Consider the following 24,095-nt stretch of genomic DNA (forward strand, 5'->3'; position numbering starts at 1 on the left):
GAATCCGAAGCTCGCTCCGAAGGTGCGGCAAATGATGCGAACTTCGGATGCGGGACACTAGATCAGCGCTTCCGTGCGCAGCGTCGCCTCGATCTCGCCGAGGATGCGCGCCAGCCGCTCGGCCCACGCCGTCTCGCCGGCCTGGTCGGAGATCAGGTCCTGGCGGATCTCGATGCCCGAATTCATCAGGCCGCGCGTCTCGCCATGCACGGGGATCGTGTAGTCGGTCTCGTCGCTGACCGCATAGGGCTCGTTGTCGCCGACCACGAGATCGCCCTCGGCGCGCAGGTGCTTCAGCAGCAGCGGCGGCAGCACCGTGTCGCGGTGGTAGAGCGTACCGATGTGCCAGGGCCGTGCGATGCCGGCGTAGACCGGCGTGAAGCTGTGCAGCGACACCAGCACCGTCGGCAGGCCCCGACGCGCACGCGCGCCGATGATCTCGTCGATGCGTTTGTGATAGGGATCGAAGATCTGCGCGGCGCATCTCGGCGGCCTCGCGCGACAGGCCTTCATTGCCCGGCACCGTGGTAGCCTCGCTGATCAGCGGGATCGAGCTCGCGACATGCGGCGGACGGTTGCAGTCGATCACAAGCCGCGAATAGGGCTGCGCGATCAAATGCGCGCCGAGCCGCTCCGAGAGCCGGGTTGCGACCCCGGCGATGCCGATGTCCCAGGCGATGTGCCGCACGAGCTCGCTGTCGGGCAGGCCGAGGTCGCCGAGCGGAGAGGGAATCAGCCTGCCGTAGTGGTCGCAGGTGAACAGGAACGGCGAGCGGCCGCCGGCATTGTGTTCAAGAACCGGTGAAGCGTCGGTGCTCGCGAGCAGGAACGATGGACCGCCTCCGTAATTCAAGGGCTTTTTTCCTCGACTTTGCCTATTCAGGGGGCATGCTGATCTGGAATCGGGCAGCTTTCTCTATAGATTATGCGGCCCGAAATCACGATGATTGTTTGAAGATGCCGCTGCTGACTATTCATCACAAGACCGTTTATCGCTACGCGCGCCCGGTGGCGTTCGGCGAACACCGCATCATGCTGCGCCCCCGTGACGGCCATGATCTGCGCGTGCTCGACAGCGCACTTGTGATCGATCCACAGCCGATGTCGCTGCGCTGGATCCACGACGTGTTCGGCAACAGCGTCGCGGTCGCCGCCTTCGACGAGCGCGCCGACACGCTGTCCTTCGTCTCGACCGCGACGGTGGAGCACAATCCGGCCGATACGTTCGCGCTGACGCCGGACGATCCCGCCTATTTCTATCCGTTCCTCTACGACGATGAGGAATTCCCCGACCTGCAGCAGTTCATCACGCCGCAATATGGCGACCCGAACGGCGAACTGTCGGCCTGGGCGCGGCGCTTCCTCGATGTCGAGGCGCCGACGCCGACTTTCAAGATCCTCAGCGGCATGACCCACGGCATCCGCGAGGCGTTCAGCTATCGCAAGCGCTATGAGCAGGGCACCCAACATCCGCTCGACACGCTGCGCACGCAGTCCGGCACCTGCCGCGACTATGCGCTGTTCATGATCGAGGCGCTGCGCCGGCTCGGCATCGCTGCGCGCTTCGTCTCCGGCTATCTCGCCATGCCGCCCGGCAGCGCGCATGGCTATGTCGGCGGCGGCTCGACCCATGCCTGGGTGCAGGTCTATCTGCCGAGCGCGGGCTGGATCGAGTTCGATCCGACCAACGGCATCGTCGGCACGCGCGATCTGATCCGCGTCGCGGTGGCCCGCGACCCGCGGCAGGCGATCCCGCTGCACGGCGTCTATCTCGGCGTGGCGGATGCCTTTCTCGGCATGGATGTCGACATCAACGTGGTCTCGGTCGGCGAGAATGCGGAGCAGGAGACGGCCTGACGATGCAGATCAAGGTCGGCTTCGAGATCACCTACACGGCGGCGCAGTCGACCCCGATGGTGATCATGCTGTCGATCCATCCGTCGCGCTACGCCGACATCGTCGGCACCGAGCGCCTTTCGACTGAGCCGGACGTGCCGATCGGCCTCTATCGCGACGGCTTCGGCAATGTCTGCGGGCGGCTGGTTGCCCCCAGCGGTGGCGTCACCTTCCGCGGCAGCGCGCTGGTGCGCGATTCCGGACTGCCTGACATCGTCAATCCGGCGGCGCAGCAAGTGCCGGTCGAGCAATTGCCCGACGACATGCTGCTTTATCTGATGCCGAGCCGCTATTGCGAGACCGACAAGCTGACCGACGTTGCCTGGTCGCTGTTCGGCAACACACCGCAGGGCTGGGCGCGGGTGCAGGCGATCACCGATTTCGTGCACCACCACGTGACGTTCGGCTACCAGCACGCCCATCACATGAAGTCGGCGCACGACGTCTATGAAAGCCGCGCCGGCGTCTGCCGCGACTTCGCGCATCTGGCGCTCACCTTCTGCCGCTGCATGGGCATTCCGGCGCGCTACTGCACCGGCTATCTCGGCGACATCGGCGTGTCGCCGGACCCCGCGCCGATGGATTTCTCCGGCTGGTTCGAGGTCTATCTGTCCGGCCAGTGGTACACCTTCGATGCCCGCCACAACACGCCGCGGATCGGCCGCATCCTGATGGCGACCGGCCGCGACGCCGCCGACGTCGCCCTCACCACGAGCTTCGGCCGCATGACGCTGACGAAGTTCGTCGTGGTGACGGATGAAGTGGTGGCGGCCTAGCGTCCCTCGGGATTTTCTGTCATTCCGGGATGGTGCGTTAGCACCAGACCCGGAATTTCGAGATTCCGGGTCTGGTCCTTCGGACCATCCCGGAATGACAACTGAACCCATGACCGACCTTCTCTTCGTCTACGGCACCCTGATGCGCGGCTTCGACCATCCGATGGCGCGGCTGCTCGCGGGCCATGCCGAATTCCTCGGGCCGGCGCAGTGCCGCGGCCGGCTCTATTTGGTGAAGCATTATCCGGGTCTGGTCGTGTCGGACGATCCGGCCGACATCGTGCATGGTGAGCTGTTTCGCTTGCGTGAGCGCGAGGCCATGCTGCGTGAATTCGACATGTACGAAGCCTGCGGCGAAGGCTTTCCGCCGCCGACCGAATATGTCCGCGAGATGCTCGAGGTCACGCTCGCCGACGGCAGCACGCGTGAGGCGTGGACCTATCTCTACAACTGGCCGGTCACCGAGCTGCCGCGGATCGCGTCAGGAAAGTTTCTCGAGCATTAGCGCTCGGACGTAACCGCATATGAGGTCATGGCCGGGCTTGTCCCGGCCATCCACGTCTTCGTTGCCGCGCGCAAGAACGTGGATGCCCGGGACAAGCCCGGGCATGACGATGAAGAGGGTACGTCACACCTCCCGCACCACGCGGATATCGACCTCGCGCTCGACATAGGTCCACTCCTCGGTCTCGCGCAGCATGCCGACCAGTTCGTCGAACAGGGTGACGTGGTCGGGGGCGAACTCGAACCAGGTCAGGAAGTCGAAGGGCATGCCGAGGTCGCGCGAATGAAACAGCTGGCGGGCGATCGCGGGGAGGAATTTCAGGGTGCCTTCAATGTGGTGCGACTTGTCCTCGAAGATGCTGCGGCGCTCCTCCTGGGTCAGCTCCCACCAGGCCTGCGACTTGCGGATCGGAATCAGCGCCGCGCTGGTCGCCTCGATGCGGCCAAGGCCGGCCTGCACGGCGACGAGCTTCTCGCGCTCCTCCTTCTCGGTGTAGCGCAGATGGCTGGCGACGCCGGCGAGCCGCCAGGAGGTCTGCGCCGGCAGCAGCGGCAGCGCGATCGACTCGCTCGCAACGATCGACAGCGCCGCGACCTTCGGCAGCGTCTCGCCCTTCACCCGTGTGATGGACGTGACCTGCCAGCCGCCGCTCTGTCCGCCTCTGAATGTCGTGAACATGGCCTATCCAATCCCGGAAGCGGGGAGGGGGCAAGGTGGCCGCACAGGCTCTCCACCGTGGATTTGGGGGTAGCCCGCTCGACGGAGCCCTGACCGGCCAGACCTGTGAATAGCCCGGAAAAGCCCCACATTGTTCGGCATGGCGGGCCGTGCCGCTATATGGCTAACCGGTTGTCCGCGATTCGCCGCCCGAGCCCAAAATCCTGACTGATGCGCTTCACGCCCCAGTTCCTCGACGAGCTTCGTGCCCGGCTTTCGGTCTCCGAAGTCGTGGGCAAGCGCGTCAAGCTGAAGAAGGCGGGGCGGGAGTGGAAGGGGCTGTCGCCGTTCCAGCAGGAGAAGACGCCGTCCTTCTACGTCAACGACCAGAAGCAGGCCTGGTTCGACTTCTCGTCCGGGCTGAACGGCAACATCTTCGACTTCCTGATGAAGACCGAGGGCGTGACTTTCCCCGAGGCAGTGGAACGTCTCGCCGCGATGGCGGGTGTCCCGCTGCCGGCGGTGACGCCCGATGCCGCACGGCACGAGCAGCACCGCCGCACCCTGCACGACGTGATGGAACTGGCGACGAAGTTCTTCGCGGAGACGCTGGCCTCGCGGCTCGGCGCCAAGGCGCGCGGCTACCTTGCCGACCGCGCCATCTCGCCGGCGACGCAATTGCAGTTCCGCCTCGGCTATGCCCCGCCCGATCGCTTCGCGCTGAAGGAGCATCTCGGCAAGCTCGGCATCTCCGTCGACGACATGGTCGAGACCGGGCTTCTGGTGTCCGGCGAGGACAAGCCCGTGCCGTACGACCGCTTCCGCGATCGGGTGATGTTTCCGATCACGGATCTGCGCGGCCGCGTCATCGCCTTCGGCGGACGCGCGCTGGAGAAGGACGTTCCGGCAAAATACCTGAACTCGCCGGAGACGCCGCTCTTCCACAAGGGCGACAATCTCTACAATCTGTTCACCGCACGGCAGGCCGCGCATGATGGCGCGCAGCTGATCGTGGTCGAAGGCTATGTCGACGTCATCGCCATGGTCACCGCGGGCTTTGCAGGTGCGGTGGCGCCGCTCGGCACCGCGCTCACCGAGAGCCAGCTCGCGCTGCTCTGGAAGATGGCGGACGAGCCGATCCTCTGCTTCGACGGCGACCGCGCCGGGCAGAAGGCGGCCTACCGTGCCGCGGACCTCGCGCTGCCGTTCCTCAGCCCCGGCAAGAGCCTGCGCTTTGCGCTGCTGCCTGAGGGGCAGGACCCCGACGATCTCGTGCGCTCCGGCGGGCGCGGCGCGATCGAGGAGGTGATCGGAGCTGCCCGTCCGCTCGCCGACATGATCTGGTCGCGCGAGCTCGAAGGCGGCAATTTCGCCACGCCCGAGCGCCGCGCCGCGCTGGAAGCGCGCATCAAGGAGCTCACGAACGGCATCCGTGACGAGGTGGTGCGGCGCTATTACCGGCAGGACCTGCAGGAGCGGCTGCAGCGCAATTTTGCGCCCGAGGGCGGACGCGGCGGTTATGGCCGCGGCGGCTACGGTCGGGGCAATTTCGGCGGCGGCCGCGGCGGCGAATCACCCCGCCAGTTTGCCCCCCGGGGACCTGCCCAAAACGGCCGACAGGGAGGCCCACAGGGCGGCCGGTTCGGTGTCACCCCCGGGTTTTCACGGGGTCCCTATCAGGCCGCCAGCCCCCAATTGGCCAACAGCCCGATCATGAAGGGCCAGCGCAGCGCCATGTCCCGCCGGGAAGCCCTGATCCTGCAATGCCTGATCAACCACCCCTGGCTGCTGCATGAGCACCTCGAGGAGGTCGCCGCCCTGGAACTGGCCCATCCCGAGGCCCATAAGCTCCGGGCCGGCATCATCGCCGCCTTCGCCAACGACCACCACCACTCCCCCGACGCCGAGGAGCAGGCCGAGAAGATGCGCGCCGACCTCGAAGCGGGCGGATTATCCCAGATTCTTCAAAGGGTTGAGCGGGCGATCACAACCCAGGCGGTGTGGGGCGCGCAGGTCGGCGCGGCGCGCGAGGACGTTTTATCAACCTGGCGTCAACTCGTTGCCTTGCATCAGAAAACCCACGCCTTACTTAGGGAAAGAAAAGATGCGGAAGCGGCTTTGGCTGAAGACTCCAGCGAGGCCAATCTGGCATGGTTGCAGGATATCCAGGCCCGGATGGCAGAAGCCGACGGGACCGAAGCCCTGATTGAAGGGTTCGGCGAATTATCGGGCCGGTTCCAGCGTAATGTCTGATAACAAAAATGCTGCGGACGGCGCTGGTCGCACCCGCAAAAAGACTCGCCAAATCTATGGTTTGGCTGCAAAAACAGGGTTAAGCGAAACTTAATAGCCTCGCGGCTATTGCAGATTGGAAACCGTCGAGACGGATGACAGGGGTGGCGAGATTATGCGCCGCCCTTTGTGCGTCGAGAGAGTAAATCTAGATTTCGTGCGGATGCGCGTGCGTGGCGCCATTTTGCACGACCGCGTTTCGGGAGCTTAGTGGATGGCCACCAAGGCAAAGACGCTGCAGGCGAAGGACAAGGAAAAGGACGACAAGGCAGCGGACGCGCCGGAGAAGGACTCCCAGGACGCGCCCTCGCCCTTGCTCGACCTGTCCGACGCCGCCGTGAAGAAGATGATCAAGCAGGCCAAGAAGCGCGGCTTCGTGACCTTCGATCAGCTCAACGAAGTCTTGCCGTCCGACCAGACCTCGCCCGAACAGATCGAGGACATCATGTCGATGCTCTCGGACATGGGCATCAACGTCACCGAAGCCGACGACACCGAAGGCGAGGAGGAGAAGGACGAGGCCGACGACGAGACCGATAACGAACTCGTCGAGGTCACCCAGAAGGCCGTCACCGAGGTCAAGAAGAGCGAGCCGGGCGAGCGCACCGACGATCCGGTGCGCATGTATCTGCGCGAGATGGGCACGGTCGAGCTGCTCTCCCGCGAAGGCGAAATCGCGATCGCCAAGCGCATCGAGGCCGGCCGCGAGGCGATGATCGCAGGGCTGTGCGAAAGCCCGCTGACCTTCCAGGCCATCATCATCTGGCGCGACGAGCTCAACGAAGGCAAGATCTTCCTGCGCGACATCATCGATCTCGAAGCGACCTATGCCGGCCCGGACGCCAAGGGCGGCATGAATCCGAACCTGATCGGCAACAACGGCGCCGAGGGCGCCGCCGCTGAAGGCAATGGCGGCGATGCGCAAGGCAGCGCGCCAGCCCACGTCGCGCCGCCGGCCGCCCCGCCGTCGCCGACCCCGTTCCGCGCCGCGCCCGCCGGTGGCGAAGCCGCCAGCGAGGAGAAGGATCCGGGCGAGGCCGCCGCCGAAGCCGACATGGACGACGACGAGTTCGAGAACCAGATGTCGCTCGCGGCGATCGAGGCCGAGCTCAAGCCGAAGGTGGTCGAGATCTTCGACAAGATCGCCGACAGCTACAAGAAGCTGCGCAAGCTTCAGGAGCAGGACATCCAGAACCAGCTCCAGAACGAGTCGCTCTCGCCGCACCAGGAGCGCAAGTACAAGAAGCTCAAGGACGAGATCATCGTCGAGGTGAAGTCGCTGCGCCTCAACCAGGCGCGCATCGACTCGCTCGTCGAGCAGCTCTACGACATCAACAAGCGCCTCGTCTCGCATGAGGGCCGCCTGATGCGCCTTGCCGACAGCCACGGCGTCGCGCGCGAGGACTTCTTGCGCAACTACACCGGCTCGGAGCTCGATCCGCGCTGGCTCAACCGCGTCTCGAAACTTTCCGCAAAAGGCTGGAAGAATTTCGTCCACCACGAGAAGGACCGCATCAAGGACCTTCGCCACGAGGTGCATCAGCTAGCTGCCCTCACCGGCCTCGAGATCGTCGAGTTCCGCAAGATCGTGCACTCCGTGCAGAAGGGCGAGCGCGAAGCCCGCCAGGCCAAGAAGGAGATGGTGGAAGCCAACCTCCGTCTCGTGATCTCGATCGCCAAGAAGTACACCAACCGCGGCCTGCAGTTCCTCGACCTGATCCAGGAAGGCAACATCGGCCTGATGAAGGCGGTCGACAAGTTCGAGTATCGCCGCGGCTACAAGTTCTCGACCTACGCGACGTGGTGGATCCGGCAGGCGATCACCCGCTCGATCGCCGACCAGGCCCGCACCATCCGCATCCCCGTGCACATGATCGAGACGATCAACAAGATCGTGCGCACGAGCCGCCAGATGCTCAACGAGATCGGCCGCGAGCCGACGCCCGAAGAGCTCGCCGAGAAGCTCGGCATGCCCCTGGAGAAGGTCCGCAAGGTCCTCAAGATCGCCAAGGAGCCGCTGTCGCTGGAGACGCCCGTCGGTGACGAGGAGGATTCGCATCTCGGCGATTTCATCGAGGACAAGAACGCGATCCTGCCGATCGACGCCGCGATCCAGTCCAACCTGCGCGAGACCACCACGCGCGTGCTGGCGTCCCTGACGCCGCGCGAAGAACGCGTCCTGCGCATGCGCTTCGGCATCGGCATGAACACCGACCACACGCTGGAAGAAGTCGGCCAGCAGTTCAGCGTGACGCGCGAGCGCATCCGCCAGATCGAAGCGAAGGCGCTGCGCAAGCTGAAGCATCCGTCGAGGTCGCGGAAGCTGCGGTCGTTCCTGGACAACTGACCAGTGCTAGCGCTGGGAGGGGCGGCGCTCTCGTCACCGAAGCAGACGACGTTCGAGCGGCAATCGTCTTTATTTCCGTATTATGCGGGCTTCTCGCAGAAGTTCGTGCGAGATGTTTTGGACGCGCTCGAAGTAGTGAGCGGACAGGTGGTGCTGGATCCTTGGAATGGCTCTGGTACTACGACAAGTGTCGCAAATGGAGCAGGATTAACGGCGGTCGGTATTGACATAAATCCTGCAATGGCTGTCGTGGCTAAAGCTCGGCTTTCGCCAACGACGACCAAAGACCTGAATTACGCTGATAGTCGTCGTTAATTGTGATTTTGTTAGCCTTGAGATCGTTGCAAAAATCGCCGACGGACATCGGTGAGGCATTAGCAAGCATATTCAACTTCCGGTCAGTACGAGCGCTTAAAGAGCAGCGCGGTTTCCTGTGCAGTCTCCGAACTGTAGCCGTTCGCCCTAGGGTTGAGCTGCGCAAAACTCTGCTTAAAGTTGAAATTTGCCCGACTTACTAGCTCAAAGCCAGCAAAATTTGCAAAGTCGGTCGCAAGGTGCGCCAAGTCGACGAATATTTCCTTGTAGTGAGACCCCTGCACCACAAGAACCATCCTCGCTCCAGGGCGAGACATCCCGCCAATTTTCTCCAAGGCACTGATCATTCTAGAAATATATGCGCTAAAAAAAGCCAAATAATACGTCCGCGACGCTTTCGATTCATGCGAAGCAATCTGCGTAAGAATCGATTTTGCGTATTCTCCAATGTGGCTCGGCATACAATCCGGGCCACGACCAACCACGGGTGAACCGATCATCGCTTTACGCAATTGCTCGATCGACAACTCTTCATCCAAGCGTGAAAGAACTACAAGCTCAGGTAGGGTCGCCTTAACGTAGTCGATACGAGTGAGATACGGCGGTGACGTTATGATCACGTCAGCCTTTATCTGCGGCAGATTCTCCGAAAGTAAATCTCCCCTAACGAGGGATACCTCGTTGTTGCCTCCGTTCGCAATTGAGACTTTCGATCTTAGCTCGACAAGTTCCGCGTCCAACTGCGTCCTTGTTATCGAGGCAATGGCGCTGCTGACGTCGGATTGCCCCAAATGCCACCACGTCGGATTAGTTGCGATCAGATCTCGCTCTCGAAGTTTTCTCCTGGTGAGACGAAATGTCGCTAGAAGCAGCATCGATTGCGTCGCCGACTCGTATGGTGAATCGCATGCCTCTCTCAGAAAGGCCTGCGACAAACGGCGACTACATTGTTTTAGGAGCTGACGGGCAGCATTGACATCGCCTGGGGTCGCAATCCTACTTCATAGAATCGATCCTCCTCGAGTTTCCGATTCCAAAGCTATTCGATCATTTCTGTATTGCTTGATCGCAAGTATAATCTTGGCTTGCTCGATCAAGCGAAGCGGCTGGCGCCCGCAGTTGCGGAGCAACTGGATACTTCACCAGTTACTCGAGATGATTTGATGGTGGCCCTCGGTGATCCCGAAGGATCGCCACAGTTGCTTGAATTCACGCAAACAGTAACGAAAACCAACGTTGATACGACTAGGGCCGTACGAATGCTATACTTCAATTCGGCTCTAAGGGGGGCAGAGGCTTAGCAGCCACATGCGTGCAGCTTCCCGATTTCACAAGATCCAAGGCGCATTCAATCGCCGAATTTCCTTCTTTCGCCAATGCCAAGCGAAGCTATTGATTGACAACGATCGCGCTTCGAACGCATGGGGGGCGCATGTCATTATCGAGTTAGACAACTTAATCATTTCGACCTTTCGCGAATTTTTGGTCTCTTCGAACTTTGGTGCTAAGACTTTGTCTGGCCGCTGGACTTTTACAGCCGTCCCACCGTTCCCGAGTGATGCGCATTTAAGTGCGCAGGCTTTGTCCATAGTGAATAGCGTAAAGTACAGGAAACTTGGCCGACCAGTCACAATCGATCGGCGAGACGAGCACAAATTTCGCAATCCTCGCGATGTCCGCAGAGTATTGGCGTCGTTGGGAGGTAGCAATCTTTCCGAACTGGATACTGCGCTTTCGCTAAATACGACGTTGTTTTCAGATATAGCCGTCCTTCGGAACTTCTATGCTCATCGAAACCGCGACACGTGGCGAGCAGCGAGCGATTATTTTGTGACGCGACGCGCTTACCCCCGATTTAAGAATGGAGCCGAACTGCTGAGCTATCGGCATCCATCATCGAGCGCAAGTGTAATAGCAGAGTGGTTGACTGACGCCGAACTATTCTTCGACTTTGCGCTGCAATAGGGTATTGGCTCGTTCGGTCGACAAGCTGAAGGTCAGGACTTGTTTTACCGCCGCTACTTCTTCTTCGCCCCCACTCGCTCGAGCCGCTTGATCTCCAGCGCCGGGCGGCCGCTCTTTTCGGCGATCTCGCGGTCCTGCTCGCGCAGGAAGGCGCGCACCGGCTCGTCGCCGTCGAGCCCGCCAATGAGCTCCGACGGCACGCGGCGATTGGAGCGTTGGGAATCGTCTTCATAGACGACGTTGAAGAAGGCGAATTCGCCTTTGGGATTGGTTCCGGGTTTCTTGGCCATGGCGGCTTGTCGTCGATCGGGGCGCCGCTGTCAAAGCAAATCGCCTGTGCCCGCGCGCCGGTCTGCCCTGCGCGATCGGGTTGCGTGCGGCCCTTGCGCAACGCCGGGCGCAATTCGGCCCGGCATGCGCTCGCGGCGCTCGTCCGGTCACATCAACGACATATACGGCTCAGCCCTCGAACAGCACGAACGCCGCCCACACGCTGGCGTCGCTCGCGCCCGCGAGCTTGCCGTCGCGCGCATCGCGCCTCGTCTGGCGCAGCGCATCGGAATAGGTCAGGCCCTCCGCGAGGTGCTCGTAGAACCGCACGGTGAAGTTCGCGGTGCCCTCGTCGGCGACCGGCCACAGCGTCAGCAGCGCGCGGCGCGCGCCGGCGATGCCGAGCGCGGTCGGCAGGCCGCGCAGGCCGCTGACGAAGCTCTCGTCGCCGCGGCCGGTTTCGCAGGCCGACAGCACCAGCAAGTCGAGCCCGGACAGGTCCCAGTCCATCAATTCGAAGGCATAGAGGTAGCCGTCATTCTCGTCGCGCAGCGGAAATCGGCTGTCGCCGGCGCCCGACAGCACGATGCCGCTCTGCCACAGCGTATCGAGGCCCGACGCCGTGCTGTCGTGATAGAAGCCGTGCGTCGCCAGATGCGCGATGCGCGCCTTGCCGATCGCCGCGCGCAGCGTGCCTTCGCTGACGCCGCGCCCGGTCAGCATCTCGACCGGCGCGCCGCGGGCGCGAGCGAGTTTTGCGATCGCCTCGATCTCGGTTCGGGTTGCGGGCAGCGGCATCGGCCCCGGCTCGCCATATTCGATGCCGCCGGCGAGCAGCATCGCGCCCTGCTGATCGAGCGTCTCGCGCGTATGGATCGCGATCAGCGCATCGGGGCTGGTCAGCATCCGGATCGTGAACTTGTCCTCCAGCAGGCCGCCGTCACGGCCGGGCAGCAGCGCGAACGGCACGGCGAACAGGAAGCCGTCGGGCACGACATAGAGCGTGGTCTTGTCCTGCAGCAGCGGCTCGAGCGGCGCGAACAGCCGCGCCCGGAGATTCTGGAAGCGGCCCTTGACGTCGGGCGCGTGAGCGTCGGGATTGGGCACGGTGGCCCGCGTCGCGCGCAGCCGCGCGATCTCGGTGCGCACGCCGGCGTCGACCATCCGGCCGGGATCGCCGAGATCGATCACGCGCGGCTCGCTCGTTGCAGTCTCGACGATCGCATAGAGCACCGTCGCCGCCAGCGGCGCACTCGCCTGGCGATCCGCCTTCCATTGCCGGGTGATGAAATAGTTGACGACGGCTTCCTGCGCCGCGAGCAGCTGTGACGGACGGATCGGGTCCTGCGGCAGCTTCGCGCCGATCGCATCGAGCCGCTTCTGCAGCGCCTTCTCGGCGGCGTCCTGCCGCCCCCACACCGATCGCGCCCAGTCGTCGATATTGCCCGACGAGAACAGCTCCTGCTTTTCGCCGTTGAGCCGGAGCGCCGTGCGCAGCAGCGTCGCGGTCTCCTCGTCCTTGCCGGCCATTTGCGTCTCGAGCTGGCGCAGCGCCGTGGCGTCGGCGCCGCCGAGTGTCTTCCAGCGCAGCACGGCGGCGGCAAAGGCCGGCTGCGCCACGGCGGAGCCGGCGCCGGTGGCGAAGCGGCCGAACGCGAACAAGAGATGGTCGGCATGGGCGCGGATCGCTTCGGCGACGGCGCGATCGCCCGATGTGCCGACCTCGCGCTTCATCCAGTCGAACATCTCGCGGTCGAGCGCGGCGAAGGCCCGCACCGCGCGGGTCGGATCATCAGCGATCAGCGCGGCCGCGATGCCGAGCTTGATCTCGAAGCTGATCGGATGCTGCGCCGTGAAGGCGCGGGTCGAAATCGCCAGCGCGGTCTCGCGCAGCCGCATCCCCTTGTCCCGCTCGCCGCGCTGCTCGCGTCGGCCGGCAGCCAGCACCGCGGATTTGATGCGCAGGAAGTCCGCAAAATTCGCGTCATTGGCGACAATCGCCTCCAGCCGCGCCAAGTCGGCCGGCGCGATCGCGGCGTCGCCGGCGGCGAGCATGTCGGTGTAGAACAGCCAGGCGTCGGCCTGTCCGGCAAAGCTCGGATCCTTCGGCGCCATCGCGACCGCGATCGCGCGGTGGCGGCGGAAATAGCGGCGGGCGTCGTCGAAGCGGCCGAGGTTGAGGAAATCCTGGCCGGCGTTGTTGACCGTCACCAGCGTGTTGAGATGGTTCTCGCCATAATGTCTGGCGCGCTTCTCGATCGCGAACAGATCGAGCTCGAGCGCCTTCGCCGGCGCGCCGATCTCGCGCAGCATGTCGGCATAATTGTTGGCGAGCTTCCAGGTGGTGCGGTGGTCGGGCCCCAGCGCCTTCTCCGCGCGCTCGAAATTGTGCCGGCCCAAATTGGTCGCCGACGCCGCCGAGCCGTTGGCGGACAGCGCGACCGCGAGCTTGTCGCTCGCGATCAGCGATTCCTCGGAGCCTTCGCCCCAATAGGCGTTGAACGCCGCGATCGCCTTCATGTAGAGCGGAACGGCTTCGGCGATCCTGGCGTGGTCCGACAGCAGGATCGCGTACATCAGCAGCACGTCGGCATTGCCGGGCGGCCTCTGCGCCGCCGCCTTGCTCTGGAACGCGCGTACGAACAGTTTTTCGGCGAGATCGTCGCGCTTGACCGCGCGCAGCGTCGCGGTCGCGTCGAAATACTGCTCCATGACGAACTGGGCGTCGTCGAGCTTGTCTGCGGCATCCAGTGCTGCAAGCAGCTGTGCATAGCCCGCGTCGAACTTGCCGCCGCGCGTCAGCGCGCCGGCGTTCTTCATTTGCGCGGCGATCGCCTGTGTGCTGCCGGCGCCTTGCACCGGCGCGCGTTTGGCGGGGGCGTTCTGCGCGGCGGCGGTGTCGATCGCTGCGCTCAAAATAGCGCCGAGCGCGAGCACGACACCGATCGAAGCGGCAGCCCTGCGCGCGCGTGCGAAACCCCCGGCGATCGTCATCGGCAGCACATCCTCATCCCCAGACGCGTCATCGGATGGTGTCCCCAGTGAAGGCGGCGTTGCAGCCGGCGTGCCTGGCTTTAGCGGCGCGGCTTTGCATGAACAAGACAGCGCGGCCGGCCGCCTGGCGGCGGAAGCGGCTTGCCCAGCCCGTGCTTTTGGTCGCGGCCGGCGGCTTCGGCGTTCATGCGTCGCGTCCTCAAATGCTGCCGTGCGGTGCGTCGCTCGCCCCGGGCACCGCCGCTTGCATGCCACCGGCAGTCAAGCCAACGGATGATGTTACCGCCGGTAGGCCGGCCGTTCGCGCAGAAGCGAGGGAACGGCTGGCGGCGGAGCCGCGCACGCCGGCGCAGTTTCCCGGCAGCCTTCTTTCGTATTGGCGCGCAAACGAGCGACGGCCGAAAGCCGAGCTTTTTCTGACCATCGTCACTTGCGCCATGCCGTCCGATTCGCGTATGAGGCGCATCCTTCTCTTTCTACAACCATCCCTTCGAGAACCCACCGCCGATGTCCAACGCCACAATCGACGCCAATAAGGCGCTCGTGCTCGCGCATTACGACGCCGTGACCAACCGCCACGATCCCGAGGCGATCCGCGCGCAGCTGGCGCCCGACTTCTTCGACCATGCGGCGGGCAAGCGGCTGAGCGCCGAGGACGTGATCGCGCATTCGGCCGCGATGCACGAGACCTTCGCCGACCTGTCGGCGGTGGCGGAATGCCTGGTGGCCGAGCGCGACATCGTCGCCGGCCGCTTCGTCTGGCGCGGCCGGCACCGCAGCCTATGGCGCGGCATTGCGCCGACCGGCCGCCACGTCGAATTCCGCGGCATGACGTTCTGGCGGATCAGGGACGGCAAGATCTCCGAGCGCTGGGCGGAGATCGATTTTGTCGGGCTGGAGCGGCAGCTCAGGGATTGAGCTTCAGCTACGTGCCGATCGATGGATGGATGCGCCGTGGTCATTCAGCGTGCGAACATGGATTGAGGCGCGTAGCTGCCTGCCGAGGATGGAGCGTCGTGCCGACACTTTGACTGCCTTGTTTGCTCCATGGCATGATCGGCCAATCGAAGCAGGGGGATTTTTGCATGCTCAGGTGTCGTTTGGCGGTTGTATTCGGCGCCTTGCTGCTTGCCACCCCCTCCTACGCCGCGCGCTGCGGCGGCAGTTTTCCCGGCTTCGTCCAGTCGTTCTCGCAGGAGGCGGCGAGCGCCGGCATCCAGCAGGACGTGATCTCGGCGGCGCTCGGCAGCGTGCAGCAGGATGGCGGGGTGCTCGCCTTCGACCGGCGCCAGCGCTACACCTTCAAGAAGAGCTTCGAGCAGTACGTCTCGACACGTGTCGGCCCCGGCCGCATCAATGGCGGTCGCGCGATGCTCCAGCGTCACGCCGCGCTGCTCTCCCGCATCGAGCAGCAGTTCGGCGTGCCCCGCCATATCCTGGTCGCGATCTGGGGGCTGGAGAGCGATTTCGGCAAGGGCGACACCGGCAAGCTGCCGGTGGTCCGCACGCTGGCGACGCTCGCGCATGATTGCCGCCGCACCGACCTGTTCCAGGGCGAGCTGCTCGCCGCGCTCAAGATCGTGCAGCGCGGCGACCTGCCGCTGCGCGACCTCATCGGCGCCTATGCCGGCGAGATCGGCCAGACCCAGTTCCTGCCGTCGTCCTACATCAAGTACGGCGTCGATTTCGACGGCGACGGCCACGTCGATCTCCGCCACAGCGTTCCCGATGTGCTCGCCTCGACTGCGAACCTCCTGCACACCAACGGCTTCAAGATGGGCCAGCCCTATGGCGAAGGCACGCCGAATTTCGAGGCGATGCGGGAGTGGAACAGGGCGGTGGTCTATCGCAAGACGATCGGGTATTTCGCCGATCGGCTCGTGGGGCGGTGACCGCTCTGCGGTCATCCCCGATGCGCAATTGCGCATCAGAGGGCGCGCCTCGGCGCGAACCCGGGATCTCGAGCCGCATATCTGCTGTCATTCCGGGATACGCCGAGTGGCGCAGGCCTGGAATCCATCGGGCCGCATCACGCATGGAAAAATGGATTGCGGGTTCAGCCTTGCAGGCTGCCCCGGAATGACGGGTTGAGAATTCTGGTGTCTCCATGGAAACCATCGGCAGCCAAAAAATCTGGTCGTTCTTCGACCGCCGCGGATGCCAGGTCGCGAAGAACTCGGCGGTGCGGGAGGGGCCGGGCCATCGCGTCGGCTCCTATCTCGAGCTCGCCACCAAGATCGCCGAGCTGCAATTCCTCAACCGCGATCATGTGCTGCTGTTTCGCGGCCAGGGCGCCGACTTCAGGAACATCAAGCGCAACTCGTCGCTGAAGCCGACGCTGTTTCGCGGCGGCCGCGGCAATCCCGATCAGGCGACGCTGGTCGGGCGATTCGATGCGCTGCAACGCGCCGAGCGGATCCTGATCGCCGAATATGCCAAGGAAAAGCTGCTCGGGCTCGAGCGGTTGAAGCGGCATCGCATCCTGCGCTGGTCGATCCTGCAGCATTACGAGGTCTGCACCACGCCGCTGCTCGACGTCACCCATTCGATCCGGATCGCCGCCTCCTTTGCCTCGCTGGCGGAGACCGGCACGGCCTTCCTCTATGTGCTCGGCGTGCCGAATCTGAGCGGCGCGATCACCGCGAGCGCCGAGGCCGGCCTGCAGATCGTGCGCCTCTCCAGCGTCTGCCCGCCGTCTGCGGTGCGCCCGCACATCCAGGAGGGCTATCTGCTCGGCGAGTATCCGGAGATGTCCGGCACCGAGCAGAAGGAAAACTACTTTCCCTACGAGATGGATTTCGGCCGGCGGCTGGTCGCCAAATTCTTGTTCACGCCGGCGTCGTTCTGGAAGAACGACAATTTCCCGCAGGTGACGAGGAGCGCGCTCTATCCGTCGGAGCGGAGCGATCCGCTGTTCCGGCTGGCGCTCGGGGTGAAGAGGCAGCTGGGCGGGTAATCTCGTTTCGCGATGACGCGCAGGTGTGACTCGCAGGCATAGTATGACCCGCGGGTCGTGCAACATCCTCGGTGTCGTCCCGGGCTTGGCCCGGGACCCATAACCACAAATTTCGGTTGAGTGCACGACGCTGTGGCCCCGGCGTGTCTCGCCAACCCGATCCTGTGGTTATGGGTCCCGGCTTTCGCCGGGACGACGGCTGTATGCGCGTCGCCGCCGCAGGGCCTCGGGTCGCGGCGTCGTGCGTTCGCTCACTGATCGTGCAACATCCTCGGTGTCGTCCCGGGCTTGGCCCGGGACCCATAACCCCAAATGTCGGTGTTGCACGACGCTGTGGCCCCGGCGTGTCTCGCCAACCCGATCCTGTGGTTATGGGTCCCTGTGTCTTGGAAGTCTGTCATGATGGGTTGGGCGGGAAGCCGTTGGGTCCTTGGCGCTTGACGCCGTGAGCCGGCTCGGCCTCCCGCCCGTTCCATTACCAACCTGAACAGTTGCACGAGGCTGCGCCAACAGACCTCGCATCACAGGGACAGGCACCGTGATCATACCCCCTCGTTATGTCGGAATCGACGTCTCCAAGAAGCATCTCGATATCTTTGATGAAGCTGACGGCGTGTCCAGGCGCATCGCCAACGCGGCACAGGCCATCACACAGCAGGTGGCGCGTTGGCGATGCGATGCGCTGGTCGTCTTCGAGGCCACGGGCGCCTATGACCTCGCGCTTCGCGAGGCCCTAAGCCAGGCCGGTGTCCGCTTCGCTCGGATCAATCCAGCTCGAGCTCGCGATTTTGCGCGGGCCAGCGGCCAACTTGCCAAAACCGATCCGATCGATGCACGGATGCTGGCGGCCTTTGGCCGGGTCATGCAGCCGGCAGCCGAGCGGGCCGCCAATCCCGCCCGCAACGCTTTGGCAGGGCTTGCAAAACGGCGGGACCAACTGGTTCTCATGCGCGCGCAGGAGAAGAACCGGCGCAGCGAGGCCGACGACTGCGCCATGGCCGAACGGATCAGTCGGCTCATTGAGGTTCTCGACGGCGAGATCGCCGAGATCGAGGCCGATATCAACGCATTGACCAAGGCCGAGCCGGAGATCGCGGACGATGCGCGGTTGATGCGCTCACTGCCGGGCGTGGGTCCCGTGGCTTGCATGCAGCTGATCGCGAAGATGCCGGAACTTGGACATGTTGGAGCGAAGCAGATCGCCGCGCTCGCGGGCCTTGCCCCCTTCAACGTCGACAGCGGCGCCTTCCGTGGAAAACGCAAGATCGCCGGCGGCCGAAAGCGCGTTCGTGACGCCCTCTATATGGCGGCTCTGAACGCGGTTCGTCGGGCCGATCCATTCAAGGCCTTCTACGCGCGGCTGCGACAGGTCGGCAAACCAGCCAAGCTCGCTCTCATTGCCGTCGCCAGGAAGCTCCTAACGGTCCTCAACGCCATGATGCGCGACAGAAAGCCCTACCTGCAGACCAAGCCGACATAACAGTTGCCGGCTTTCGCCGGGACGACAGGTGTATGCGTGTCGGCGCCGCAGGGCCTCACGTCGCGGCGTTGTGCGTTCGCTCACTGCTCGTGCAACATCCCCGGTGTCGTCCCGGGCTTGACCCGGGACCCATAACCACAAATGTCGGTTGGTTGCACGACGCTGTGGCCCCCGCGTGTCTCGCCAACCCGATCCTGTGGTTATGGGTCCCGGCTTTCGCCAGGACGAAGGGTGATGCGCGGGTTGCTCCGCGCCATTGTGCTACTGGCTCGCCCTCGCGGCATCGCGCGCGATCCGCCGCGCCGCCGTCTTCTCCATCATCCGTTGCATGGTTTTCCAGTAGGTTCCCGGGCGGAAGCGTTGCAACAGGTCCATGAAGCGGGCGTCGTTGCCGATCAGGATGCGCGGCTCGTTGTTCTCGATGCCCCTGATGATGCGCAGCGCGGCATCCTTCGGCGTGGTCTTCGCTGCGTTCTCGAACCGCTCGATCGATTGCGCGCGGCGGGCATTGTCGGTGACGCCGACCCCGGTGCGCGCGTTGCGCGCGATCGCGGTGGCGACGCCGCCGGGATGGACGACCGACAGCTTCACCGGGCTTCCTGCCGCCGAAAGCTCGTGCCGCAGGCTCTCGGAGAAGCCGCGCACCGCAAACTTTGCCGCCGCATAGGCCGCTTGCCCCGGCGGCGCGATGATGCCGAAGATCGAGGAGAGATTGACGATGTGCGCCTCGCGCTGCCGCGAAAGCTGCGGCAGGAAGGCGCGCGTGCCGTGCACCACGCCCCAGAAATTGATGTCGAACAACCAGTCCATCTGCGCCTGGTCGATCTCCTCGAACGAGCCCATGAGCGCCACGCCGGCATTGTTGACGACGATGTTGAGCGAGGGATGCGCCGCAACGGCGGCCTCCGCGAATGCCGTGATCTGGTCCGGCTCGCTGACGTCGAGGCGGTGCACGGTGACCTTGCGCGGGCTCGCTTTCGCGATCTCCGCGGCGGCGGCCTGCAGGCCGGCCTCGTCGCGGTCGGCGATCGCCAGATCGCAGCCGCGCAGCGCCAGTTCATGCGCGAGCGCGCGGCCGATGCCGCTGGCGGCTCCGGTCACGGCAGCGGCGGATCCAGGGATCGCGGTCATGTCGGGTGAGCTCCATCTCAACGGGGGTGGTGGTTGCCAGGCGAGGAACACGGCATTTCCACGCTTTTCTCAAATTGGAACTGAACCATCCAGTGATTTTGGGCATTTAATCTATGTTACGCGCTCGAACCGAAGCATTCAAACCAAGGGAGCCACACCCATGGGACAGTCAAAGCCCTATCGTGCGAAGGCCCTGGTGGTTGAGGACGACCCGATGCAGCGCGAGATGATCGGGCTGCTGCTGGAGGAAAGCGAGTTCGACGTCATCGCCTGCGAGAGCGCCGAGGCCGCCGAACTGGTGTTGCAGGGCAACGGCGACAACGTCGTGCTGATGATGACCGACGTCGAATTGGCCGGACACATGACCGGCATCGAGCTCGCTTATGCCGCGAAGAAATACAGGCCCGATCTCGACGTGATCGTCACCTCGGGCAAGCCGCTGCGGCAGCGCCTGCCCGAAGGCGCCTTGTTCTGGGCCAAGCCCTGGGCGCCGCTGGACGTGATCCGGGTCGCCGAGATGAAGGCGTCGGAGCTTTCGCATCGCGGATGGCGCAGGTCGTCATAACGGGGTGCCGGCGCCGGCGCCGGGCGGAGGCCGGCAGCCGCTTCCGCCGTCCCCGTCGCCGTGATATTGGCGGACGATGTCCCGCTCGCCGAGGATTTGAAGTGACGGATTTGAAGTGACCTTGTCCTTCCTGCTCACCTCGCTCATCGTCGTCGCATCGCCCGGCACCGGCGTGCTCTACACGCTCGCCTCGGCGCTGACCCGCGGCTCGCGGGCCAGCATGGCGGCCGCCTTCGGCTGCACGCTCGGAATCGTGCCGCACATGGTGGCGGCGATGCTCGGCCTTGCCGCCGTGCTCCACACCAGCGCGCTCGCCTTCGCCGTGCTGAAATGGTGCGGCGTCGCCTATCTGCTCTATATGTCCTGGCAGGCGCTGCGCGAGACGGGGACGCTCGCGGTTGACGGCGAGATCAAGGAGCGGTCGAGCGGCCGCGTCATCGTCACCGGGTTCCTGATCAACATCCTCAATCCGAAACTGTCGATCTTCTTCCTCGCCTTCCTGCCGCAGTTCATTGCGGCGGACGAGCCGCATCCGCTGGCGCGGATGGTCGAGCTCAGCTGTGTCTTCATGGCGATGACGTTCGCGGTGTTCGTCCTCTACGGCCTCTGCGCCGCCTCGGTGCGCGAGCGCGTCATCTCCCGCCCCCGCGTCATGGCCTGGCTGCGGCGGAGCTTCGCCGCAGGATTTGCCGCGCTCGGCGCCAGGCTCGCGTTGGCGGAGCGCTGACGTCGCGGCCGTCAGGCCCTGATGCAGGCAATAAAAAAGCAGGCGTTGCGCCTGCTGCCATGCGCCCCGCCAGTTCGGGGCCGATCGATGTAGGGTGGTGAATTCGAGGTTGACGTCGCTGCGACCGGTCGTCCCGGTCCGGGTGCCCGGGCAGGGCGAGAGCCGCTACCCGGGCTGGAATTCGTTACTTCTTGGCGGCCTTCTTCTTGTTGGCCTTTTTCGCCTTCTTCTTCGCCGCCTTCTTCGCTTTCTTAGCCATAGTATCCTCTCAAGGGTTAATGGTGGAACGCGACACGAGGGATGCTCGGCGGAGGGCCAGCCTCGCAACATCCTCGATGACAAGCTCAGCAGATTCGGAGCCGGCTGCCCCGCGCTGTCACGGCGCCGTCATCGTGTTATCCACAACTGTTACGCGTTTTCGTCAGCTTTTTCGCAAAGCGTTGCGCATGTCGCGCGTCGCGGCGTCGTCGCATCCGTCATGCTTAACGATGCGCAAACGGCGGATGCGCAGATCTTCATCGATTCAAAACCACAGCGCGGATTGGCACGTTGTGGGTGACGCTCCGTTAAGCGGCGCGGCCGCATGCTGTTCCGCAAGACAACGGGGATTGTCATTTGAGGAAGCGCCCGGAGGGGGCAGACGGTCATTTCAGGAGAGGCGAGGCCGATACGGCTCTCGAACAGGGGCGATGTTGAGCGTTCCGACGCTTTGGACGGTATTCATTATCAATTTTCTCGCGCTCGGGCTGATCTGGGCCTATGTCGCGCGGAGCTATCCTGCTTTCGGCGCGGCGCGGTTCTGGACCGCGTCGGCGCTCGTCGCCTCCGCCGGCGCCAGCTGCGCGATGCTTCGCGTGATGCTGACGGACTCGCTGCTGCCGCTGCTTGCGGCGGGGACCTTGATGGTGTTCGCCGCCGGCCTTGCCGCGATGGGCATCGAGCGGTTCTACGACAAGCCCGCGACCTGGCGCGCCACGTTGCTGACCACAGCGCTGGCCTTCGCCGGTCTCGGCACCTTCATCTTCGCCTATGACAGCATGCCGATGCGCATCCTGGTCTACACCATTGCCCAGGTCACGCCGTTCGCGCTGACGCTGAAGCTGTTGCTGTCGTCCGAGAACGGCCGCGTCAGCCCCGGTGCCCGGCTCGCCGGCATCGTCGCCTCCGTGCTGATCGGCATCTATGCGCTGCGCGCCGTCGGCGCGCTGCTGCAGCCCGGCGAGTTCTCCTTCGTCCGCTTCTCTGCGGGGCAGTCGCTGGTGATCCTGCTGATGGTGTTCCTGTCGATGGCGCTCAATTTCGCCTGTCTGCTGATGGCGATCGAGCGGCTGCGCAACGAGGTTGCCGACCTCGCGCTGCTCGACGATCTCACCGGCGTCGCCAACCGGCGACATCTGCTGCAGCGCCTGACCGAGGAATGCGCCCGCTCGGCGCGCAGCGGCACGCCGTTCTCGCTGCTGCTGATCGATCTCGACGGCTTCAAGACCATCAACGACACCCATGGCCACGCCGCCGGCGATGCGTGCCTGAAGCACTTCACCCTGATGGCGCAGACGCGCCTCCGGCCCGGCGACATGCTCGCCCGCACCGGCGGCGACGAGTTCTGCATCGTGCTGCCGTCCTCGTCCCTGCGCGAGGGCGCGATAATCGCGCGCCGCGTGCTCGAGGTCTGCCGCGCCGATGCCGAGCAGTGCACCGGCAGGGACATCCCGATCGCGGTCTCGATCGGCGTCGCGCAATGGACCCGCGAGATCGGCCTGCATCCCGATCGCCTGGTCGCCGCCGCCGACCACGCGCTCTACGATGCCAAGAAGGGCGGCAAGAACGGCTACGCGACCTACGAGCCGAAGCTGCCCGAGACGGTCGAGGCGAGCCTGCGCAAGCGCGCCTGAGGGTGCTAAAGCATGATCCGGAAAAGTGCGAAGCGGTTTTCCGAAAAGATCATGCTGAATAGAGAGACGACACCGGATCTTCCGTGATGATGCTTCGCCTGCTCACCGCGCTCGTTGCACTGGTCCTGTCCGCTGCCGCGTCAGCCGAAACGCCCGATCTCGCGACCATCGCGCGATCGCACGGCACACCCGACATTCCCGGCTTGAAGATCGTCTGGCTGGCGCCGTGGGGCGATGTCCGCAACGCAAAGCCCTGGCGCAACATCATCGTGCACCAGACCGAGGGGCCGCAGGGCTCGGCGCGATATGGCGCCGAGGCGCAGCAGAAGAACCCGACGCGGCGCGGTGTCACGGTCTGGGTCGAGACCGACGGCACGGTCTATTGGGCGGTCGCCGAGAATTTGGTGCCGACCCATGGCGACGGCGCCAATCGCAACGACAACAAATACATCGACAACCGCTCGACCTATCGCCAGGTCGTGCGCGACAACTCGATCGGCGTCGAGTTCGCCGGCAACTATCCCGACGTGACGGCGGGCCCGACCGAAGCCCAGGTCGCGGCCTGGCGGGTGCTGGTGAAGCTGCTGCGCGCGCGTTACGGCATTCCGCCGGAGCGCGTCTACGCCCACAACTGGATCGACTTCAAGGATGCCCGCTACTGCGAGGGCTGCACGCTCGCCACCATGGCGCGAGAGTGGGGCGAGTAGGGCGGCGTACTCATCAAAATCCGGGACGCCGGCGTTCGGGGACGAAGCGGCAACCCGACCCGACCTCAGGGATACCGCCTTCTGACCCGAAGCGGTCATGTGGCTGTCCCAACCCCGACTCCCACCTTAAAGGTGACAAATTTTCAGACATTGAGAAGAGCAGGCGAAAGTTTGCTGCGTGACGTCGGAGTGCACCAAGATGAGCCCTTCCGGAGCTTTGATCGCGATCCTGCCGTGCAATGACCTTGATGCGTCGGAGCGGTTCTACAATCGGCTGGGCTTTGCGCGCCCGGACGGCGAAAGGCCTGCTCCGGGAGAGCCCGACACCTATCGCATGCTGTCGAACGGGAAGGGCGGATATCTGCATCTGACGGACGCGGTCGAGGGATGGCTGACGCCGGGCAGAAACCCTTTTGGGCTTTATCTTTATCTCGAGAGTGTTGATGCCGCGGCCCGCGAATTTCAGCAATCGCCCGAAGACAAGCCGTGGGGGATGTACGAATTTGCGGTCTCTGATCCAGATGAAACGCTGGTCCGTGTCGGTTGGCCAACCCGCCTCCGCACCGGAGCGCAATAATTCGTCTGCTTTTGGCCCCTAGCCGACATAGCCAAGAGCGCCT

21 protein-coding genes and 1 pseudogene are annotated in these 24,095 nt (G+C 64.3%); 16 read left to right on the top strand and 6 right to left on the bottom strand.

What is annotated here, in order from left to right; genetic code table 11:
- Positions 1-57 precede the first annotated feature (57 nt).
- A pseudogene (locus tag RX327_RS07700) lies at positions 58-853 on the bottom strand (N-formylglutamate amidohydrolase).
- Between the two features lie 104 nt (positions 854-957).
- On the opposite strand from RX327_RS07700, the gene RX327_RS07705 reads away from it, so the two are divergent.
- From RX327_RS07705 to RX327_RS07715, 3 genes are all read left to right on the top strand, one after another.
- Positions 958-1,857: a transglutaminase N-terminal domain-containing protein gene (locus RX327_RS07705; RefSeq protein ID WP_050384159.1), complete on the top strand. Its 900-nt coding sequence runs from the start codon at positions 958-960 to the stop codon at positions 1,855-1,857.
- Between the two features lie 2 nt (positions 1,858-1,859).
- Complete coding sequence (locus RX327_RS07710) at positions 1,860-2,672, top strand: transglutaminase-like domain-containing protein (protein WP_050384158.1); 813 nt, start codon at positions 1,860-1,862, stop codon at positions 2,670-2,672.
- A gap of 109 nt (positions 2,673-2,781) precedes the next feature.
- Positions 2,782-3,177 (top strand): gamma-glutamylcyclotransferase family protein, encoded by a 396-nt coding sequence (locus tag RX327_RS07715; protein ID WP_317249942.1) that lies wholly within the window; start codon positions 2,782-2,784, stop codon positions 3,175-3,177.
- Positions 3,178-3,300: 123 nt separating this feature from the next.
- On the opposite strand, the gene RX327_RS07720 is transcribed toward RX327_RS07715, so the two are convergent.
- Complete coding sequence (locus RX327_RS07720) at positions 3,301-3,855, bottom strand: chlorite dismutase family protein (protein WP_317249943.1); 555 nt, start codon at positions 3,853-3,855, stop codon at positions 3,301-3,303.
- 210 nt (positions 3,856-4,065) lie between these two features.
- Between RX327_RS07720 and dnaG the strand changes: the two genes are divergently transcribed.
- From dnaG to RX327_RS39215, 3 genes are all read left to right on the top strand, one after another.
- Positions 4,066-6,087, top strand: a complete 2,022-nt coding sequence (gene dnaG, locus RX327_RS07725) for a DNA primase (protein ID WP_317249944.1) — start codon at positions 4,066-4,068, stop codon at positions 6,085-6,087.
- A 253-nt stretch (positions 6,088-6,340) separates the two neighbouring features.
- Positions 6,341-8,473: an RNA polymerase sigma factor RpoD gene (gene rpoD / locus RX327_RS07730; protein WP_317249945.1), complete on the top strand. Its 2,133-nt coding sequence runs from the start codon at positions 6,341-6,343 to the stop codon at positions 8,471-8,473.
- A gap of 135 nt (positions 8,474-8,608) precedes the next feature.
- Positions 8,609-8,788 carry a DNA methyltransferase gene (locus RX327_RS39215; protein WP_410712175.1) on the top strand — a complete coding sequence of 60 codons (180 nt, stop codon included), beginning with the start codon at positions 8,609-8,611 and terminating at the stop codon, positions 8,786-8,788.
- A gap of 83 nt (positions 8,789-8,871) precedes the next feature.
- Here the strand turns inward: RX327_RS39215 and RX327_RS07735 are convergent, their stop codons facing one another.
- The gene (locus tag RX327_RS07735) at positions 8,872-9,663 is read right to left on the bottom strand and encodes a hypothetical protein (RefSeq protein ID WP_317249946.1); all 792 of its coding nucleotides are present in this window, start codon (positions 9,661-9,663) and stop codon (positions 8,872-8,874) included.
- Between the two features lie 433 nt (positions 9,664-10,096).
- On the opposite strand from RX327_RS07735, the gene RX327_RS07740 reads away from it, so the two are divergent.
- Positions 10,097-10,753, top strand: coding sequence for a hypothetical protein (locus RX327_RS07740; protein WP_317249947.1), 657 nt, complete (start codon positions 10,097-10,099; stop codon positions 10,751-10,753).
- Positions 10,754-10,806: 53 nt separating this feature from the next.
- On the opposite strand, the gene RX327_RS07745 is transcribed toward RX327_RS07740, so the two are convergent.
- Positions 10,807-11,043 (bottom strand): hypothetical protein, encoded by a 237-nt coding sequence (locus RX327_RS07745; RefSeq protein ID WP_317249948.1) that lies wholly within the window; start codon positions 11,041-11,043, stop codon positions 10,807-10,809.
- Positions 11,044-11,212: 169 nt separating this feature from the next.
- On the bottom strand, positions 11,213-14,017 hold the full coding sequence (locus RX327_RS07750) for a CHAT domain-containing tetratricopeptide repeat protein (RefSeq protein WP_317249949.1): 2,805 nt from the start codon (positions 14,015-14,017) through the stop codon (positions 11,213-11,215).
- Between the two features lie 507 nt (positions 14,018-14,524).
- Between RX327_RS07750 and RX327_RS07755 the strand changes: the two genes are divergently transcribed.
- The 4 genes from RX327_RS07755 to RX327_RS07770 all read left to right on the top strand — a co-directional run bounded on the left by RX327_RS07755 (position 14,525) and on the right by RX327_RS07770 (position 18,453).
- On the top strand, positions 14,525-14,935 hold the full coding sequence (locus RX327_RS07755) for an ester cyclase (RefSeq protein WP_050384156.1): 411 nt from the start codon (positions 14,525-14,527) through the stop codon (positions 14,933-14,935).
- Between the two features lie 167 nt (positions 14,936-15,102).
- Complete coding sequence (locus RX327_RS07760) at positions 15,103-15,909, top strand: lytic murein transglycosylase (protein WP_317249950.1); 807 nt, start codon at positions 15,103-15,105, stop codon at positions 15,907-15,909.
- 215 nt (positions 15,910-16,124) lie between these two features.
- Complete coding sequence (locus tag RX327_RS07765; RefSeq protein ID WP_050384155.1) at positions 16,125-16,973, top strand: FRG domain-containing protein; 849 nt, start codon at positions 16,125-16,127, stop codon at positions 16,971-16,973.
- A gap of 538 nt (positions 16,974-17,511) precedes the next feature.
- Entirely contained in the window at positions 17,512-18,453 is a 942-nt protein-coding gene (locus tag RX327_RS07770) for an IS110 family transposase (protein ID WP_317247665.1), read from the top strand.
- Positions 18,454-18,714: 261 nt separating this feature from the next.
- Here the strand turns inward: RX327_RS07770 and RX327_RS07775 are convergent, their stop codons facing one another.
- Positions 18,715-19,584: an SDR family oxidoreductase gene (locus tag RX327_RS07775; protein ID WP_317249951.1), complete on the bottom strand. Its 870-nt coding sequence runs from the start codon at positions 19,582-19,584 to the stop codon at positions 18,715-18,717.
- A gap of 160 nt (positions 19,585-19,744) precedes the next feature.
- On the opposite strand from RX327_RS07775, the gene RX327_RS07780 reads away from it, so the two are divergent.
- From RX327_RS07780 to RX327_RS07800, 5 genes are all read left to right on the top strand, one after another.
- Positions 19,745-20,149, top strand: coding sequence for a response regulator (locus RX327_RS07780; protein WP_028333151.1), 405 nt, complete (start codon positions 19,745-19,747; stop codon positions 20,147-20,149).
- A 115-nt stretch (positions 20,150-20,264) separates the two neighbouring features.
- A complete protein-coding gene (locus tag RX327_RS07785) occupies positions 20,265-20,876 on the top strand; it encodes a LysE family translocator (protein ID WP_317249952.1) in 612 nt (203 codons plus the stop codon).
- 689 nt (positions 20,877-21,565) lie between these two features.
- Positions 21,566-22,768, top strand: coding sequence for a GGDEF domain-containing protein (locus RX327_RS07790; protein WP_317249953.1), 1,203 nt, complete (start codon positions 21,566-21,568; stop codon positions 22,766-22,768).
- An 86-nt stretch (positions 22,769-22,854) separates the two neighbouring features.
- Entirely contained in the window at positions 22,855-23,475 is a 621-nt protein-coding gene (locus tag RX327_RS07795) for an N-acetylmuramoyl-L-alanine amidase (protein WP_317249954.1), read from the top strand.
- 199 nt (positions 23,476-23,674) lie between these two features.
- Positions 23,675-24,052, top strand: coding sequence for a VOC family protein (locus tag RX327_RS07800; RefSeq protein WP_028333155.1), 378 nt, complete (start codon positions 23,675-23,677; stop codon positions 24,050-24,052).
- Positions 24,053-24,095: the final 43 nt, after the last annotated feature.

Source organism: Bradyrhizobium sp. BEA-2-5, assembly GCF_032918025.1.
Classification (GTDB): Bacteria; Pseudomonadota; Alphaproteobacteria; order Rhizobiales; family Xanthobacteraceae; genus Bradyrhizobium; species Bradyrhizobium pachyrhizi.

Bases quoted from the DNA above. Each gene is read 5' to 3' on its own strand.
- RX327_RS07705 (WP_050384159.1), top strand. From the start codon at position 958: ATGCCGCTGCTGACTATTCATCACAAGACCGTTTATCGCTACGCGCGC.
- RX327_RS07710 (WP_050384158.1), top strand. From the start codon at position 1,860: ATGCAGATCAAGGTCGGCTTCGAGATCACCTACACGGCGGCGCAGTCG.
- RX327_RS07715 (WP_317249942.1), top strand. From the start codon at position 2,782: ATGACCGACCTTCTCTTCGTCTACGGCACCCTGATGCGCGGCTTCGAC.
- RX327_RS07720 (WP_317249943.1), bottom strand. From the start codon at position 3,855: ATGTTCACGACATTCAGAGGCGGACAGAGCGGCGGCTGGCAGGTCACG.
- dnaG (WP_317249944.1), top strand. From the start codon at position 4,066: ATGCGCTTCACGCCCCAGTTCCTCGACGAGCTTCGTGCCCGGCTTTCG.
- rpoD (WP_317249945.1), top strand. From the start codon at position 6,341: ATGGCCACCAAGGCAAAGACGCTGCAGGCGAAGGACAAGGAAAAGGAC.
- RX327_RS07735 (WP_317249946.1), bottom strand. From the start codon at position 9,663: ATGCTGCTTCTAGCGACATTTCGTCTCACCAGGAGAAAACTTCGAGAG.
- RX327_RS07740 (WP_317249947.1), top strand. From the start codon at position 10,097: ATGCGTGCAGCTTCCCGATTTCACAAGATCCAAGGCGCATTCAATCGC.
- RX327_RS07745 (WP_317249948.1), bottom strand. From the start codon at position 11,043: ATGGCCAAGAAACCCGGAACCAATCCCAAAGGCGAATTCGCCTTCTTC.
- RX327_RS07750 (WP_317249949.1), bottom strand. From the start codon at position 14,017: ATGACGATCGCCGGGGGTTTCGCACGCGCGCGCAGGGCTGCCGCTTCG.
- RX327_RS07755 (WP_050384156.1), top strand. From the start codon at position 14,525: ATGTCCAACGCCACAATCGACGCCAATAAGGCGCTCGTGCTCGCGCAT.
- RX327_RS07760 (WP_317249950.1), top strand. From the start codon at position 15,103: ATGCTCAGGTGTCGTTTGGCGGTTGTATTCGGCGCCTTGCTGCTTGCC.
- RX327_RS07765 (WP_050384155.1), top strand. From the start codon at position 16,125: ATGGAAACCATCGGCAGCCAAAAAATCTGGTCGTTCTTCGACCGCCGC.
- RX327_RS07775 (WP_317249951.1), bottom strand. From the start codon at position 19,584: ATGACCGCGATCCCTGGATCCGCCGCTGCCGTGACCGGAGCCGCCAGC.
- RX327_RS07780 (WP_028333151.1), top strand. From the start codon at position 19,745: ATGGGACAGTCAAAGCCCTATCGTGCGAAGGCCCTGGTGGTTGAGGAC.
- RX327_RS07790 (WP_317249953.1), top strand. From the start codon at position 21,566: ATGTTGAGCGTTCCGACGCTTTGGACGGTATTCATTATCAATTTTCTC.
- RX327_RS07795 (WP_317249954.1), top strand. From the start codon at position 22,855: ATGATGCTTCGCCTGCTCACCGCGCTCGTTGCACTGGTCCTGTCCGCT.
- RX327_RS07800 (WP_028333155.1), top strand. From the start codon at position 23,675: ATGAGCCCTTCCGGAGCTTTGATCGCGATCCTGCCGTGCAATGACCTT.